Source organism: Microbaculum marinisediminis, from assembly GCF_025397915.1.
In the GTDB taxonomy this organism is placed as follows: Bacteria; Pseudomonadota; Alphaproteobacteria; order Rhizobiales; family Tepidamorphaceae; genus Microbaculum; species Microbaculum marinisediminis.
Genome location: NZ_JALIDZ010000004.1, coordinates 318,141 through 333,029 on the forward strand (window position 1 = coordinate 318,141; position 14,889 = coordinate 333,029).

General features: G+C 69.7%; 15 protein-coding genes. 3 read left to right on the forward strand and 12 right to left on the reverse strand.

Annotation, left to right across the window (positions count from 1 at the left end; all coding sequences use genetic code 11):
- Positions 1-223 precede the first annotated feature (223 nt).
- The 6 genes from MUB46_RS10370 to ftsE form a co-directional block, all read right to left on the reverse strand.
- A complete protein-coding gene (locus tag MUB46_RS10370) occupies positions 224-2,665 on the reverse strand; it encodes an adenosylcobalamin-dependent ribonucleoside-diphosphate reductase (RefSeq protein ID WP_315902729.1) in 2,442 nt (813 codons plus the stop codon).
- 179 nt (positions 2,666-2,844) lie between these two features.
- Entirely contained in the window at positions 2,845-3,612 is a 768-nt protein-coding gene (locus MUB46_RS10375; RefSeq protein WP_261615825.1) for an SDR family oxidoreductase, read from the reverse strand.
- Positions 3,613-3,655: 43 nt separating this feature from the next.
- Entirely contained in the window at positions 3,656-4,441 is a 786-nt protein-coding gene (locus tag MUB46_RS10380; protein ID WP_261615826.1) for a lysophospholipid acyltransferase family protein, read from the reverse strand.
- A 35-nt stretch (positions 4,442-4,476) separates the two neighbouring features.
- Positions 4,477-5,208 carry a YdcF family protein gene (locus tag MUB46_RS10385; RefSeq protein WP_261615827.1) on the reverse strand — a complete coding sequence of 244 codons (732 nt, stop codon included), beginning with the start codon at positions 5,206-5,208 and terminating at the stop codon, positions 4,477-4,479.
- Positions 5,209-5,291: 83 nt separating this feature from the next.
- Positions 5,292-6,257 carry a cell division protein FtsX gene (locus MUB46_RS10390; RefSeq protein WP_261615828.1) on the reverse strand — a complete coding sequence of 322 codons (966 nt, stop codon included), beginning with the start codon at positions 6,255-6,257 and terminating at the stop codon, positions 5,292-5,294.
- 20 nt (positions 6,258-6,277) lie between these two features.
- A complete protein-coding gene (gene ftsE / locus MUB46_RS10395; RefSeq protein ID WP_261615829.1) occupies positions 6,278-6,937 on the reverse strand; it encodes a cell division ATP-binding protein FtsE in 660 nt (219 codons plus the stop codon).
- A gap of 238 nt (positions 6,938-7,175) precedes the next feature.
- On the opposite strand from ftsE, the gene MUB46_RS10400 reads away from it, so the two are divergent.
- The 3 genes from MUB46_RS10400 to MUB46_RS10410 are packed head-to-tail and all read left to right on the forward strand — an operon-like array spanning position 7,176 to position 9,038.
- A complete protein-coding gene (locus tag MUB46_RS10400) occupies positions 7,176-8,024 on the forward strand; it encodes a zinc-ribbon domain-containing protein (protein WP_261615830.1) in 849 nt (282 codons plus the stop codon).
- 5 nt (positions 8,025-8,029) lie between these two features.
- Entirely contained in the window at positions 8,030-8,614 is a 585-nt protein-coding gene (hpt, locus tag MUB46_RS10405) for a hypoxanthine phosphoribosyltransferase (RefSeq protein WP_425256251.1), read from the forward strand.
- Between the two features lies 1 nt (position 8,615).
- Positions 8,616-9,038 (forward strand): response regulator, encoded by a 423-nt coding sequence (locus MUB46_RS10410; protein WP_261615832.1) that lies wholly within the window; start codon positions 8,616-8,618, stop codon positions 9,036-9,038.
- Here the strand turns inward: MUB46_RS10410 and MUB46_RS10415 are convergent.
- From MUB46_RS10415 to MUB46_RS10440, 6 genes are all read right to left on the reverse strand, one after another.
- Positions 9,008-11,578 carry a TIGR02302 family protein gene (locus MUB46_RS10415; RefSeq protein ID WP_261615833.1) on the reverse strand — a complete coding sequence of 857 codons (2,571 nt, stop codon included), beginning with the start codon at positions 11,576-11,578 and terminating at the stop codon, positions 9,008-9,010. The genes MUB46_RS10410 and MUB46_RS10415 overlap by 31 nt on opposite strands.
- Before the next feature lie 229 nt (positions 11,579-11,807).
- Entirely contained in the window at positions 11,808-13,073 is a 1,266-nt protein-coding gene (lysA, locus tag MUB46_RS10420) for a diaminopimelate decarboxylase (RefSeq protein WP_261615834.1), read from the reverse strand.
- Positions 13,074-13,110: 37 nt separating this feature from the next.
- Positions 13,111-13,314: a hypothetical protein gene (locus tag MUB46_RS10425; RefSeq protein ID WP_261615835.1), complete on the reverse strand. Its 204-nt coding sequence runs from the start codon at positions 13,312-13,314 to the stop codon at positions 13,111-13,113.
- A 142-nt stretch (positions 13,315-13,456) separates the two neighbouring features.
- Positions 13,457-13,882, reverse strand: coding sequence for a metallopeptidase family protein (locus tag MUB46_RS10430; RefSeq protein WP_261615836.1), 426 nt, complete (start codon positions 13,880-13,882; stop codon positions 13,457-13,459).
- A 38-nt stretch (positions 13,883-13,920) separates the two neighbouring features.
- Positions 13,921-14,178 (reverse strand): hypothetical protein, encoded by a 258-nt coding sequence (locus MUB46_RS10435; RefSeq protein ID WP_261615837.1) that lies wholly within the window; start codon positions 14,176-14,178, stop codon positions 13,921-13,923.
- A gap of 43 nt (positions 14,179-14,221) precedes the next feature.
- Positions 14,222-14,830, reverse strand: coding sequence for a hypothetical protein (locus tag MUB46_RS10440; RefSeq protein WP_261615838.1), 609 nt, complete (start codon positions 14,828-14,830; stop codon positions 14,222-14,224).
- Between the last annotated feature and the right edge of the window lie 59 nt (positions 14,831-14,889).

Here is a 14,889-nt window from a genome sequence, read left to right on the forward strand (position 1 = left end):
GGGTCTCCGTTCCGGGCGAGCGGTGTCGCCGCCCGGTGACAAGGCAAATGTTCTATGTTTGTTCTAATATGGATTCCACCGTTTGGCGGCGGAGTCAATCGTCAGGTGGCTCAGGGAAGGGCGGGGCAGAGATCGCTCCGTCCACTCCATGTCATTGCCGGGACGCGTCCGGGCACGACCGCACAGGAATTCGGCGAAACGTGATACCAGCCTCACCAGACCGTCACGCGCACTTCGAATAGCCGCAGTCGAGGCAGGCGAGGCAGCCCTCGCGATGGTAGAGGCTGGGATGACCGCAGCGCGGGCAGGTGGCGCCGGCGCCTTCGGGAACCACGGCTTGCGCGTCCTTGTCGCCCGGGTCGCCGCGATGCGCGCCCGTCCCGATCCGTGAGGGCGCCAGGAAGCCGATGTCGATCATGTGCTTCTCGATGACGTCGGCGATGGCGGCGAGCAGGCTCGGCACGTAGCGGCCGTTCATCCAGTGGCCGCCGCGCGGATCGAACACGGCCTTCAACTCGTCGACGATGAAGGACACGTCGCCGCCGCGCCGGAACACGGCGGAGATCAGCAGCGTCAGCGCCGCCGTCCAGGCGTAGTGCTCGACATTGCGCGAGTTGATGAAGATCTCGAAGGGGCGGCGGCGGCCGTCGCGGATGATGTCGTTGATGGTGATGTAGAAGGCGTGCTCGGTGTCGGGCCAGCGCAGCTTGTAGGTGAAGCCCGGCAGGATCGTGTCGCGCTTCAGGGGTTCGGTCAGGCGCACGACGGCCGCGCCCTCGGGCGGAACCGCGGGCTCCGCCTCCCGCCCCGCCACGGGCACCGCGGGGGCGGGCAGCGGCAGGCTCGCCTGCTTGTCTTCGGCGGGCACCCCCTCGGCGGGCACCGCCTCGCCGACGCTGAGCACGGAGCCGGTCACCGGGTTCGGCCGGTAGGTGGTGCAGCCCTTCAGGCCCAGCGCGTAGGCGCGAGCATAGACGTCCTTGAAGGCCTCGAAGGAGATCTCGCGCGGCACGTTGATGGTCTTGGAAATCGAGGAATCGACATAGGGCTGCAGCGCCGCCTGCATCCTGAGATGGGCTTCGGGATCGAGCGTCTGGGCGGTGACGAAGGCCTCCGGGGGCGCGGCCGCCGCGTCCCCGCCGGCCCTGGCCCGGTAGAGGCGCCAGGCATAGTCGCTCACCTCCTCGTCGCGGCGGCTGCCGTCCGGCATCAGCACGGTCCGGCGGTAGGACAGCGAGAAGATCGGCTCGACGCCGGAGGAGACGTTGTCGGCAAAGAGCGAGATGGTGCCGGTCGGGGCGATCGAGGTGACGTGCGAGTTGCGCAGGCCGTTCGCGCGGATCGCCGCGCGCACATCCGGGTCGAGGCGGGCGACCGTCGGGCTCTTCAGGTACTGCGTCCTGTCGAACAGCGGGAAACAGCCCTTCTCGGCGGCGATCTCCGCGCTCGCGCGATAGGCCGCATTCTGGATGATGCGCATCCAGTCGCCAGCAGCCTTCGCAGCGTCTTCGCGGCCATAGACGAGGCCGAGCATGGCCAGCGCGTCGGCAAGCCCGGTGACGCCGAGCCCCAGGCGCCGCTTGGCCTTGGCCTCCTTCGCCTGCGCCTCCAGCGGATAGCCCGAGATGTCGACGACATCGTCGAGGAAGCGGATGGCGACGGCGACCGTCTCCGCCAACCGGCCGGTGTCGAGGCGGGCGGTCTCGTCAAACGGATCGACGACCAGGCGGGCCAGGTTGACCGACCCGAGCAGGCAGGCGCCATAGGGCGGCAGCGGCTGCTCGCCGCAGGGGTTGGTGGCATGGATCGTCTCGCAATAGGCGAGATTGTTCTCGGCGTTCACCCGGTCGATGAAGATCACGCCGGGCTCGGCATAATCGTAGGTCGAGCGCATGATGCGGTCCCACAGCGCCCGCGCCCGGACCGTCCGGTACACCGTGCCGGCGAAGACGAGGTCCCAGTCCGCGTCGGCCTCGACCGCCGTCATGAAGGCGTCGGTGACGAGGACTGAGAGGTTGAACATCCTGAGCCTTGCGGCGTCGGCCTTGGCGTCGATGAACAGCGCGATGTCGGGATGATCGCAGCGCAGCGTGCCCATCATGGCGCCGCGCCGGTGGCCGGCCGACTGAATAGTCCGGCACATGGCGTCCCAGACCTCCATGAAGCTCACCGGGCCGGAGGCGTCGGCGCCGATCGACCTCACCAGCGCGCCCTTCGGCCGCAGCGTCGAGAAGTCGTGGCCGATGCCGCCGCCCTGCTGCATGGTCAGCGCGGCCTCGCGCAGATTGGTGAAGATGCCGTCGAGGTCGTCGGGGATCGCGCCCATGACGAAGCAGTTGAACAGCGTCACCTTGCGGCCGGTGCCGGCGCCGGCGAGGATGCGGCCCGCCGGCAGGAAGGCGCCGGATTCAAGCGTCTCGCGGAAGCGCTTCGCCCAGGTCCTGCGGGATTTCGCCGGTTCCGCCGCGGCGACCGCATCGGCGACGCGGCGCAGGGTGTCGGACACAGTCTTCTCCACCGGCGCGCCGCTCTCGTCGCGCAGGCGGTACTTCATGTCCCAGATCTCGCCCGCGATGGGCGATGGGGCGATCGGCGGCGGGTCGGTCGGCGGTGGATCGGTCGGCGGCGGGTTGCGGGCGTCGCCGCCGGATGTCCTGCGGGCCATGTCGAACACTCATCGCGCGTCGGGACGCTGTTCCCGACCTCACCAATATCGGGCCAAAGACGTTTAAGGTCAATGAATGTTCCCGGTTTGTACCGGCCGCGCCACCGCAAAAGGCCCCGTGGGCCGGCCGAAAGGGGCCGATTTGGTGTCCCGGCCCCTCGCGCGATCCGGGACCGGCCCTATGCCACCGGCAGGCCGACCGCCTTGCGGATGTCCTCGGAGCGAAGCGAGACGTCGGTGCCGAGGAAGTCGGCCGCGCCGCCCTCGCACAGCCAGGCGATCGCCTGGCCAACCCATTCGGCGGGAATGTGCACCGAGGGGTCGAGCTGGCTGACGGGGTTGATGCCCGAGGCCTTTATGGCGACCTGCATGTCGGTCGCCACCGTGCCGGGGCTGAGGCCCACGACCTGGATGCCGTGGTCGCGGTATTCCTTGTCGGCGCATCCGGTCAGCGACAGCACAGCCGCCTTCGTCGCGCAGTAATGGCTCCAGCCCTCGAGCGGGCTGGTGGCCGCGCCCGAGCTGATGTTGACGATGGTGCCGCCTCCCTGCGCCTGCATCACCGGAATGGCGGCGCGCAGGCCGTGGTAGACGCCCATCAGGTTGACGTCGACGGCGTCCGCCCAGTTCGCCGGGTCGGAGTCGGCGATCCGGGCGATCGGCTCGATGACGCCGGCATTGTTGACGAGGATATCGAGGCGGCCGAACTCGTTGCGGCAGGTCTCGACGGTATCGACGACGCTGTAATAGCGCGAGACGTCGCATGTCCAGGCGATCGCCCTGCCGCCGTTTTCGACGATGTCCTCCGCGACGCCCGCGATCTCCCGGCTCGAACGCGCCGCCAGCACGACGGCGGCCCCGCGTCTGGCCAGTTCCCGTGCTGCGGCGGCGCCGATGCCGCGGCTTGCCCCCGTTACGATCGCGGCCTTTCCGGTCAATTCGCTCATGTGCGCACTCCCATGCAGAGGTTCGTGATGGATTTGCCGGTGGCTACCGGGCCTCGGCCTCGCCGATGGCCTGGAGCCGTTTCCTGGCCGTCTCCGGCAGCGGCGGCGGGTGGGGCGCCCGCGCAGCCTCGACAAGCAGCCGGTCCGACGCGGTCTCGATCGCGGTTTCCAGCCGCGCCAGGAACTCCTTGCGCGGCAGGCCGGCGGGCAGCACCTCCAGGAACTCCACGAGAATCGTGCCCGGATAGCGCTGCCATTTGCGGCGCGGCCAGTAGAGCCCGGAATTGAGCGCCACCGGCAGGCAGGGAACGCCCATTTCCTGGTAGAGCAGCACGACGCCGACCTTGTAGGCGGGATCGTCGCCGGGGGCGCGGCGCGTGCCTTCGGGAAAGATCAGCACCTGGCGCCCGGACTCCGCCTGCACGCGCGCGTCGCGGCCCATGTCCTTCAGCGCCCGCGCGCCCTTGTCGCGCCTGACCGCGATCATGCCGATCCTGGTGATCCACCAGCCGAACAGCGGAATGCGGGTCAGTTCGTGCTTCAGGATGAAGGCGGGGTCGGCGAAGCAGTGCAGCAGCGCGAAGGTCTCGAACAGCGACTGATGCTTGGCGGCGACCAGCAGCGGCCCGTCGAACCGCTGCGGCGCGCCGCGGACTTCCAGCCGCGTGCCGGCGACGACGCGCAGCAGCCAGATCGAGCTTTTCGCCCAGGCGTGCATGAACGGCAGCAGCGCCCGGCGCGGCAGCAAGATCAGCGGCAGGCAGACGACCATCCACAGGACGAGATTGGCATAGAAGGCCAGGTTGAAGAGGATCGAGCGCAGGGCCACGCGGAATGCCTTCGAGAACCGCCGCCGACCGGCGCTCAGCCGCCGGCGCCGGAGGCGGCGGCGCGCACGGCCTCGAGCGAGGTGTCGGGGCCGCCGAGCCGCAGACGCGCCATCGACATCAGGTATTTGACGTATTCGGCCAGCAGCAGCCGCGTGGTGCCGGGATTGTGCCACCAGTCCCCCACCTTCATCTGATCGGTGACGACCGGATAGGGAATCAGGCGGGCCTCCGGCATCTCGCGGCTGATCTCGTTGAGGCTGCGCGGCAGATGGTAGCTGGAGGTGACGACGATGAGCGAGGTGAAGCCGTTGTAGCGGGCCCAGTTGCGCGCCTCCTTGGCGTTGCCGACGGTGTTCAGCGCGGCGTGGCCGAGATCGACGCAGCAATCGAACAATTGCGCCCGGCCCGGCGTGATGCTGGCGAGCGTCTCGCGCGAGGTGCTGGGATGAACGCCGGAAATGAGCAGGCGCCGGGCACGGCCCTCGCCCAGGAGCTGGATCGCGTAGGTTATGCGGTCGGCACCGCCGGTCAGCGCGACGATGGCGTCAGCCCGTTCGGCGGCGCGCGGCGTCTCGATCGCCCCGACATTGAGGACGAAATGGACGAAGCCGATGGTGAACGCGATGACGGCGCCGATCAGAAGGCCGCCGATCGCCACCGAGGCGATACGACGCCCGCCATGCCGCCTGGGCGCGCGAACACCGTGCGCCGGACCTGCCCGGTCGGCACCCTGCAAAGGCAGTTCGCTGCGGTCGCTGTCTATCATTCCGTCCCCGGAGGATACTAAGAAATGCGGCGTGGCCACGGCAAGAGCCGCGGTGGACCGTGATTCATATGTTCTCCAAGCTCCTAGTCGAAAACCTTCAGGAAATGGAAGACGGTGAGCCGCGAGCTCATCGCCGTCAGGGCGGCCACCAGCAGGACGGTGAGGGCGATCCCGACGAAGGCGGCCCAGCCGATCGAGATGCCGCCGAACAGGGCGTCGAACTGGTCGCCGGCCGGTGTCGCGGTGAACTGGGCCGAAATCCAGCGGATCGCGGCGAAGGCGATAGTGGCGGCGATGCCGCCGGCAAGTCCGCCGCGAAAGCCCAGCCGCAGGAAATGGCGCTCGAACTCGTGGGCGATGAACGCTTCCTTGGCACCGACCAGATGCAGGACCTCGACGATGTCGCGGTTGGTGGCCATGGCGCCGCGGGTGGCGAACACGACCGACAGCACCGTGGCGACCAGGACCAGGACGAGGATCGCGGCGCCGCTGACCGCCAGCGTGTTGGCCATCACCGCAAGCCGGCCCTGCCAGAGCTGGTGATCGTCGAGGCTCGCCGCCGGCACGGCGCCGGTCAGGCGCTGGCGCAGTTCGACGAAGTCCGGCGGCGCGGCGCGGTCGATCTCGACGACGATCAGGCGCGGCACCGGCAGCTCCTCCAGATCGACGCCGGCGCCGAGCCAGGGCTCGAGCAGGTCGCGCAGCTCCTGTTCCGACAGCGCCCGGGCGGACTCGATGCCGTCCGTCTCGAGGATGACGGCGAGCGCCTTGTCGATGGCGGCCAGCGTGTCGACGCCATCGAGGGGGCGGATCTGCACCGTGATCTCGCCGGAGATGTCGGAACGCCAGTCGGCGGCGGCGGAGGCGATGACGGTGACGGTGCCGACGGTGATGCAGGCCAGGAACGACATGATGGCGAGCACGAAGAACAGCGCCCGGCCGGAGACGCCGGAGGCGGGTACGATCGCGGCGGCGGGACCGAAGCCGTCGTAGACATCGGACCGGTCGGTCTCGTCGTTCAGGTCGTCGCGTTCCGCCGGAAGGGCCATGTCAGCCGGTCCGCTCCTTGCTAGTCATAGATATGCACACGGCCTTCGTTCAGAACGAAGCGGCGTGCATCATACTGATCCATAAGGCCGATATCGTGGGTCGCGATCACCACGGTGGTGCCGAGCCTGTGCAGCTCCATGAACAGGCGCAACAGGCGGCGGGCAAGGGTCGGGTCGACATTGCCTGTGGGCTCGTCGGCCAGAAGCAGTTCCGGCTGGGTGATCACCGCGCGGGCGATCGCGGCGCGTTGCTTCTCGCCGCCGGACAGCACCGGCGGATGGACGTGCACCCGATGGCCGAGACCGACCCAGTGCAGAAGCTCGACGACGTCGGTGCGGTAGGATGTCTCCTCCTTGCCCATTACGCGCAGGGGCAGGGCGACGTTCTCGTAGGTCGACAAATGATCGAGCAGCCGGAAATCCTGGAACACCACGCCGAGCCGGCGCCGCAGCGTCGGCAGATCGGTGCGCGACAGGGTGGCGACGTCGTGGTCGAACAGCGACATCAGCCCGCGGGTGGGCTTCAGCGCCAGGAACAGCAGCCGCATCAGCGACGTCTTGCCGGCGCCCGACGGCCCGGTCAGGAACTGGAACGAGCCGCGGTCGATGACGAACGACACATCGCGCAGGACCTCCGGCCCCATGCCATAGCGCAACCCGACGTTTTCGAAACGGATCAATTCACAGGCTCCCGGCCCGAATCTTGTGGCCCCGAATCTCATGGCCCCGCCGATCTTATGGCCCCGATCGGCGTTGGGGCAGTGCCGGTGGCAGCCCTTGGGCTGCCGTTGGCGCGACCGGATCGGCGAACCTTCGCAGACCGGCCCTTAACGCTTCATTAATCATAATCCGGCGAGGTGGTCGTGCACGCCGGACGCCCGGAGCGGGCGACATTCGCCGTGCCGCGCGCGGGTTTCTATGAAAATAACCTGTCCGAACTGCAATACGAGCTACGAAGTCGACGGTGCGACGTTTCCGCCCGACGGCCGCTCGGTTCGCTGCGTCAAGTGCCGGAATGTCTGGCATGCGGTCGCCTATGCATCCGAGCCAGTGGTCATGCCGCCGGAACCGGACAAGGCCGCGCCGCCGCCGCCGAGCCGGGCCGACCGGGTTCAGGAGCCGCAGACCGGCGACCGGGCCCATGCCGAATCACAGGCCGAGCCGCTCGGCGCGCGCATCGTCGACGACGGCGGCGCTGACGCCGGTGGGGATACCGGGGAAACGCACCTCGACGCGATCGAGCACGCCGCGGAGGCGCGCGCCCGATTCGCGGCGAAACATGCCGGCAACGGGCCCCGGATCCGCTACCGGAAGCGCGGCGGACGCGGCCTCGAGGCGTTCGTGTTCGGCTGCATTCTGGCCGGCCTCGTCGCCGCCTTCCACTACCGCGAGGACGTGGTGCGGACACTGCCGTCCACAGCCGGTCTGTACTCCGCGATCGGATTTCCGGTAAACCTGCGCGGACTGGAGTTCGGCAAGGTCGCGCAGCGGCGCGATTTCGAGGACGGAGTGCCGGTTTTGATCATCGAGGGCGAGATCCTCAACATCCGCGACCGGACGATGCCGGTGCCGGCGCTGCGCTTCTCGCTGCGGACCGACGGCGGCGATGAGCTGTACGCCTGGACGCTGGAGCCGCGGCAACGGGTGCTCGACCCGGACGCGGCGATGACCTTCCGAACCCGGCTCGCCTCGCCGCCGCGGGGCGCGGACGATTTGCAGCTGCGCTTCATGGAGCGCGACCGACGGATTGTGGAGCTCGGCAATTGACGACGATCGAACGGGGCGGCCATCGCATCCGGGTGCTGTACTCGCCGGAGGAGATCGCCGCGCGCAACGGCGAGATCGCGCAGGAGATCGGCACCCGCGCCGGGCCGCGGCCGCTGGTCATCGCCATCCTCAAGGGCAGCTTCGTCTTCGCCGCCGACCTGTTGCGCGCGCTCTATACCGCCGGCCTGTCGCCGGAAGTGGAGTTCATGAGCCTGTCGAGCTATGGCGCCGGCACCGAATCGTCGGGCCGGGTCACGGTGCTGCGCGACATCGACAGCGACGTGAAGGGCCGCACCGTCATCCTGGTCGACGACATCCTCGAATCGGGGCGCACGCTCGCCTATGCCAAGGATCTGCTCGCGGCACGCGGCGCCGATACCGTCCTGACCTGCGTTCTGCTCGACAAGCCCGGCAAGCGGGCGGCCGACATCAACCCGGATTTCGTCGGCTTCACCTGCCCCGACCTGTTCGTTGTCGGCTACGGCATGGACGTGGCGCACGCGTTCCGGGAGCTGCCGTTCGTTGGCATCGTGGAAGAGCGTGCCCCGGATGATGGCGCCCCCGAGAATGGCAACGGGGGCAACGACTGACATGAGCATGGGACAGACGGAGACGGTCCTTCTGGTCGACGACGACGACGGCGTGCGCACCTTCGTGCGCCGCGCCCTCGAGATCGACGGTTATGCGGTCCAGGAGGCGACGGACGGCGCCGAGGCGCTCGACCTGTTGCGGGGGCCGGCGCGGGGCGCCGGTCTGGTCCTGTCCGATATCGTCATGCCGGTGATGGACGGCATCGCGCTGGCGCTCAACGTGGCGCGGGAGCGGCCGGAGGTGCCGGTGATGCTGATGACCGGTTACGCCAACCAGCGCGAACGCGCCGACGGGCTCGACGAGATCGTCCATGACGTGGTGCTGAAGCCGTTCACGCTCGCCGAGATCCGCGCCCGGGTCCGGGACGTGTTCGCGGTGGACATGGCCGACGGTCAGAACCGCTCGAGCAGCCTTTCCAGATAGTCCTTTTCCAGCCGCGGCCGGAGCGGATCCGACAGGCGGCGGCGCAGTTCCTCCAGAATCTCGCGTGCGCGCTGGGCGTCGATCTCGTCGGGAACCTCGACCGTCACGCCGTAGTCCGGGCCTTCGGTGCGCAGCGGGCGGCCGAAGGGATCGGTGCGCTGGCGGCCGTTCGGACCCGGCTGCCCCATGCCCATGCCCTGCGCCATGCCCTGCGCCAGCGCCTCGGCCATCGACTGGGCGCCGCGCCGCAGGTTGTCGAGCGCCCGGCCCTGCTGGTCGAGCGCGTCGCCGGTATCGCCGAGGCCGAGCGACTGTTCGGCCTCGCCCATCGCCTCGCCGGCCTGGCCGAGCTCGTTGCCGGGCTGGCCGCCGAGCTCCTTCAGCTTCTCCATCAGCTGGCGCAGCGCCTCGCGCAGCTCGCCCTGGCCCTGTCCGAGCTGGCCAAGCTGGTTGCCACCTTGGCCCTGCTGGCCTTCGCCCTGTTGTCCCTGGCCACGTTCGCCCTGGCCCTGGCCGGGCTGCTGGCCCTGCTGGTCGAGCTGGAAGGTCTGGTCCATCAGTTCCTGCTGGCGGCGGATCAGGTCGGCGAGCTCGTCGAGCATCTCGCCCATCGGGCCTGCCTGCATCTGGCCGGGCTGCATGCGGCCGTTGCGCAGGTTCTCGAGCAGGTTGCGCAGGTCGCTCAGCATCTGGCGGGCCGAATCGCGCGCGCCGGAGCGCGCCATGTTCTCGATGGCGTCGAGCAGCCGCTGCAGGTCGTTGCGGCTGAAGGTCTGGGCGTTCGGATCCATCGGCATCTGCTGGGCCTGATCCTGGTTCTCCATCGCCCGCTGGGCGAGCTCGCGCAGGAACTCGTCGAGCGCCTCGCGCAGCTCCGCCATCAGCTGTTCGATCTCCTCGTCGGAGGCGCCGTTCTCGAGCGCCTGCATCAGCCGTTCCTGGGCGGCGCGCAGGTCCTCGGCCGCCAGCGACAGGTCGCCGTCCTCGATCTGCAGCGCGACCTCCCAGAGCTGGTCGATCACGCCGCGCAGGGTCTCCTCGCTACCGTCGCCGGCACGCAGCCGCCAGAACGCGGAGCGCATGCCCAGATAGACGCCGTAGTCGCCGACATTCTTCTCCGGCTGCAGGGCCAGCGCATCGAGGGCGCCGGCGACCATCGGCACGGCATTGCGGTCCAGCGCCAGGTTGCGGCGCTGCTCGACGATGGCGCGGGCCAGCGGCTCGTAGAAGCGGCGCTGCGGCAGGGTGATCTCGACCGGATCGCTCAGGCCTTCGTGGCCGGCGTCGTCGCGGGCGATCAGGCGCAGCCGCACCTTGGAGCCGGCCCAGGGATGGCTCGACAGTTCCTTGATGGTCTGGGCCGCTCCGGACCGGGCCCGCAGCTGCGGCAGCGACAGCGGGAAATCGGGCGGCGGCACCAGCGGATCGGCGTCGGCGAGCCGGGGATCGAGCGGCTCGAAGCGGGCGTCCGCGCCGACGACGCCGTAATCGTCGCTGACGGTGTAGTTCAGCCGCAAGGCCTGGGTGGCGGTGAAGTCGGGCGGATGGGCGAAGGCGATCGACGGCGGGCGGTCGGCGATGACCTCGAAGCGCCAGCCGAGCGCCTGATGTCCGTCGAGGCTGACGCTGACCGAGCCGTTCTCGTCCAGGGCGATCTGGTACTCGGCCGGCGCGGTGGCCGCGCTTTCGGCCTCGGCGGCGGGCACAGGCGCCGATTCGGCCGTGCCGAAGGCGGCGGCGACCGCGACGGCGGCATCGGCGGGCGCGCGGATGACGAGCTGCGAGCCCTGCGGCACGGAAATCGGGGCCGGTGCGGCGCCGTTCGCGCCAAGCCCTTCCTCGGGCCGCGCGCCGCTGCCGGTCAGCAGAACGGGCGGGCGGCTGGTATAGCGCGGCGGCGACACCCAGGCATCGATGCGGGCGATCTGGGCCTCGTCCGGGCCGATAGGGGCGGCGGCCGACAGCAGGCGGCCGCGCCAGTCGGGACCCGCCCAAGCGAGCGAGACGACGAACAGCAGGACGACGATGGCGCGCAGGGCATAGGGATCGCGGGCGGCGACGCGCGGGGCGGGCATGCCCGCCGACAGCCGGCCGATGCCGGCGGCGGCGCGCGCCCGGTGGGCGGTCCACAGGCGTTCGGTGGCGGCATCGGCAACGGCGCCGGAGGGATGGGTGCCGGCGAGCCGGTCCTCGAGCGCTGTGAGCGGGCGATGGGCGAGCCCGGTGGCGGTCTCGACCCGGTGGCGCGCCTCGCCCGGGCGCGGCAGGCGCAGGCGGGCCAGCGGCCAGAGCGACGCCAGGAAGGCGAGCACGAACAGGGCGAGGCCGCCGAGACGGATGGAGGGCGGCACCGAGATCCACAGGCCGAGCCAGGAGACGATGCAGTAGACGGCGACGATGGTGACCGCCGGCAGCAGGGCGGGCCACAGCCGCTCGAACGCGATCGCCGCCGCGGCGCGGCGGATCGCGCCCTGGATCAGCCTGCGTGCTGATGTCGCCTTGTCGCCGGCGTCGCTGCGCCGGTCTCGGGAGTCGGCCAACGGTTCATCCTTCCCGGTCGCGTCGCCCCGAATGGGGATATCCCGGATCCGGGACCCCTAATCTAGGGCACGATCGGCATATGGTCACGGACACTGCTGGTCACGGACATGCGCCCGCCCGCTTTCGCGGCACAGCATCAGCATAGTCTCAAACGGCAAGATGGCGCCAATCAGGCGTTTGTGAACCCCCGGCGTGACCCGCCAGCGTGAAGCCGGTCTTGAACCCGGGCTATAGCCAGTCCGGCAGGCGGTCGAGACCAATCAGCTCCTCATAGCTGCCGCGCGGCCTGACGACGGCGAACCGGTCGCCGTTCACGAGCACTTCCGGCACCAGCAGGCGGGTGTTGTAGGTCGAGGCCTGCACCGCGCCGTAGGCGCCCGCGGACATGACCGCGAGCAGCGCGCCGGATTGCAGCGGCGGTAGCGGCCGGTCGTGGGCCAGGTAGTCGCCGGTCTCGCATACCGGGCCGACCACGTCGACGGCCTGCCGCACGGCGTCGGCCGCGGGCTCGGCGACCGGCACGATCTCGTGATGGGCTTCGTAGAGCGTCGGGCGGATCAGGTCGTTCATCGCCGCGTCGACGATCACGAAGGTCTTGTCGGCGCCGTGCTTCTCGTAGATCACGCTGGTGACGAGCATACCGGCGTTGCCGGCGATCAGCCGGCCCGGCTCGACGATGACGCGGCAGTCGAGCTCGGCCAGGTGCCGATGGATGATCCTGCCGTAGTCGGCCGGCAGCGGCGGCGGCGTGTTGCCGGCGACATAGGGAATGCCGAGCCCGCCGCCGAGATCGACATGCTCGATGACGTGGCCTTCGGCGCGCAGCGTGCCGATCAGCTCCCGCAACAGGGTGAAGGCATCCTCGAACGGGCCGAGATCGGTGATCTGGCTGCCGATGTGCAGGTCGATGCCGGTGACCCGGATGCCGGGCAGCGCGGCGGCCCGGGCGTAGACGTCGACGGCGCGGGCCCAGGGGATGCCGAACTTGTTCTCCGCCTTGCCGGTGGCGATCTTCCGGTGGGTCTTGGCGTCGACGTCCGGGTTGATGCGCATCGAGACGCGCGCCGTCTGGCCGCGGGCTGCGGCGATCTCGGAGAGCAGCTCCAGTTCCGGCTCGGATTCGATGTTGAAGCAGTAGATGTCCTCGTCGAGCGCGTGGCCGAGCTCGCGGGCCGTCTTGCCGACGCCGGAGAAGACGATGCGCTCGCCGGGGATGCCGGCGGCGCGGGCGCGGCGCAATTCGCCCTCGGAGACCACGTCCATGCCGGCGCCGAGCCGGGCCAGCGTGGCGAGCACGGCCTGGTTGGAATTGGCCTTCATGGCGTAGCAGACCATGGCCGGAACGCCCGCCAGCGCCTCGGTGAAGACGCGGTAGTGCCGTTCCAGCGTCGCCGTCGAATAGCAGTAGAACGGCGTTCCGACCGCCGCCGCGATCTCTGGCACCGGCACGTCCTCGGCATGGAGGACGCCCTGCCGGTAATCGAAGTGATGCATGGGTCTGTGTCCGCAGGTACGCTGCCCGAAAGGGCCGCTACATCAGCAGGCCGTCGAGAATGAACGGCGTGTCCGGTTTCTTGCCGTCCTTGGGCGGCGCCTTCTTGATGTTCGGATCGCGGATCTCGGAGGCCTCGGTGTCGGCCGGTGGCTGGAGCTGTGACGGCTTGACGCCGCAGCCGGCAAGCAGCAACACCGCCGTTGCGGCGGCACCCAGGATCGCGGCTCTCAAATAAGGCATCTGCACGCTCGAACTGTTCCCGATCGGCCGGAGGAAAAGACGCTGTCGGCGACGGGTAGCAGAATTCTTCGGGAAACGGAACAACCCGGCTTGCCGTGCCACGGGGGCGGGCCGCCGGGCCGTGTCACGGGGTCGGGCCGGCTCAGTCCCGGGCCTGCGCCTCGATCGCCTCCATGTCGTCGTCCGACAGGCCGAAATGGTGGCCGATTTCGTGGATCAGCACATGGGTGACCAGATGGCCGAGGGTTTCCTCGGATTCCGCCCAGTAGTCGATCAGCGGCCGGCGATAGAGCCAGATCATGTTGGGCATCTCGCCCGTATACGGCAGGCCGCGATGGGCCAGGCCGGTGCCCTGGAACAGGCCGAGCAGGTCGTAGGCGGTCTCCAGTCCCATGTCGTCGAGCACCTCGTCTTCGGGGAACTCGGCAACCTGGATGACGATGTCGCCGCAGAGCTGGCGCAATGCACCTGGCAGATTGGCGAAGGCGTCGGCGGCCATGCGCTGGACGTCATCCAGCGTCGGTGCCTGCCGGTCCTGCCAGACCGAAAAGGGATTCGCGCGCGCCATGCCGGTGTCCTTGCCTCCTTTGCCGTCCCTATGCGGGCCTACAGATAGGTGACGGAAAGGTAGATGAGGAGGCCGAAAAAAGCGATCAGCGACAGGCCGCGGCCGATCCGCCGGCCCCAGACCTCGGTCCAGTCGTCGGTCTCGGCGTCGGCGCCGGAGAAATGCGCCCTGGCCTTCTCGGCCTGGCGCACGAAGGCCGACGTGCCGAACACCTCGGACCCGGCGGCGGCGTCCTCCAGATCCTTCAGCGCCTTCTCGCGGCGCGCATCCTCGCGGTCGTGACGATCACCGGTCATGGGGCGACGCTACGGTGTCGGCGCCGGGGCGGCAAGCCCGCGGCTACCAGCCGAGATCGGGCAGCAGGTTGCCGAGGCGCTCGACGAGGCCGGGCTTCTCGGGCGCCGGCGCCGCCGGCGCGATCACCATCGGGCGGCCCGCGCTGCGTCCGACCTCGACCGGCGGGACGATATCGGCGACCTTGCTGAACTCGGTGGTCGCGGCGACCGGCGCGGCCGGCGCGGCCGGTGTGGCCGGTGCGGGCTGGGGGGCGGCCTGCGCGGGCGGCGGCAATTGCTCGACGACGACCGGGCCCGGCGTCGCCGGGCTCGCCGTGGCCGGAGCGGCCGGGCTCGCGGCGGCGCTGGCCTGAACCGCGCGGTTCGTTTCTAGGGCCGTGGCCTCGAGGCTCTCGATCCGGCGGGCCAGCTCGGCGATGCGGGCCTCGAGCGCGGCGCGCTGGTCACGGGTCACCGTGCACGACCACGCGCCCGCGTCCATGTGGCAAAGATCGAAGGCGCCGGTCTCGGTGTCGAGCCGCACGACCTTGTCGTTGACTTCCATGAGCTGATAGCGCCCGCCGTCGGCGAGGTCGTGCATCGGTTCGGCGCGCACGCCGACCGGGACGATGGCCGTCAGGGCGAAGGCAAGGAACAGGGCGGCGGCGCGCATCGCGTCGGTCTCCGGTCACGAGAAAACGATGCCGGCCGCAATGGAAGCGAATCGAAGCG

What these genes read in the sequence shown, in the direction of transcription:
- MUB46_RS10370 (WP_315902729.1), bottom strand. Translation starts at nt 2,665, where the DNA reads ATGGCCCGCAGGACATCCGGCGGCGACGCCCGCAACCCGCCGCCGACC.
- MUB46_RS10375 (WP_261615825.1), bottom strand. Translation starts at nt 3,612, where the DNA reads ATGAGCGAATTGACCGGAAAGGCCGCGATCGTAACGGGGGCAAGCCGC.
- MUB46_RS10385 (WP_261615827.1), bottom strand. Translation starts at nt 5,208, where the DNA reads ATGATAGACAGCGACCGCAGCGAACTGCCTTTGCAGGGTGCCGACCGG.
- MUB46_RS10390 (WP_261615828.1), bottom strand. Translation starts at nt 6,257, where the DNA reads ATGGCCCTTCCGGCGGAACGCGACGACCTGAACGACGAGACCGACCGG.
- MUB46_RS10400 (WP_261615830.1), top strand. Translation starts at nt 7,176, where the DNA reads ATGAAAATAACCTGTCCGAACTGCAATACGAGCTACGAAGTCGACGGT.
- MUB46_RS10410 (WP_261615832.1), top strand. Translation starts at nt 8,616, where the DNA reads ATGAGCATGGGACAGACGGAGACGGTCCTTCTGGTCGACGACGACGAC.
- lysA (WP_261615834.1), bottom strand. Translation starts at nt 13,073, where the DNA reads ATGCATCACTTCGATTACCGGCAGGGCGTCCTCCATGCCGAGGACGTG.
- MUB46_RS10425 (WP_261615835.1), bottom strand. Translation starts at nt 13,314, where the DNA reads ATGCCTTATTTGAGAGCCGCGATCCTGGGTGCCGCCGCAACGGCGGTG.
- MUB46_RS10430 (WP_261615836.1), bottom strand. Translation starts at nt 13,882, where the DNA reads ATGGCGCGCGCGAATCCCTTTTCGGTCTGGCAGGACCGGCAGGCACCG.
- MUB46_RS10435 (WP_261615837.1), bottom strand. Translation starts at nt 14,178, where the DNA reads ATGACCGGTGATCGTCACGACCGCGAGGATGCGCGCCGCGAGAAGGCG.
- MUB46_RS10440 (WP_261615838.1), bottom strand. Translation starts at nt 14,830, where the DNA reads ATGCGCGCCGCCGCCCTGTTCCTTGCCTTCGCCCTGACGGCCATCGTC.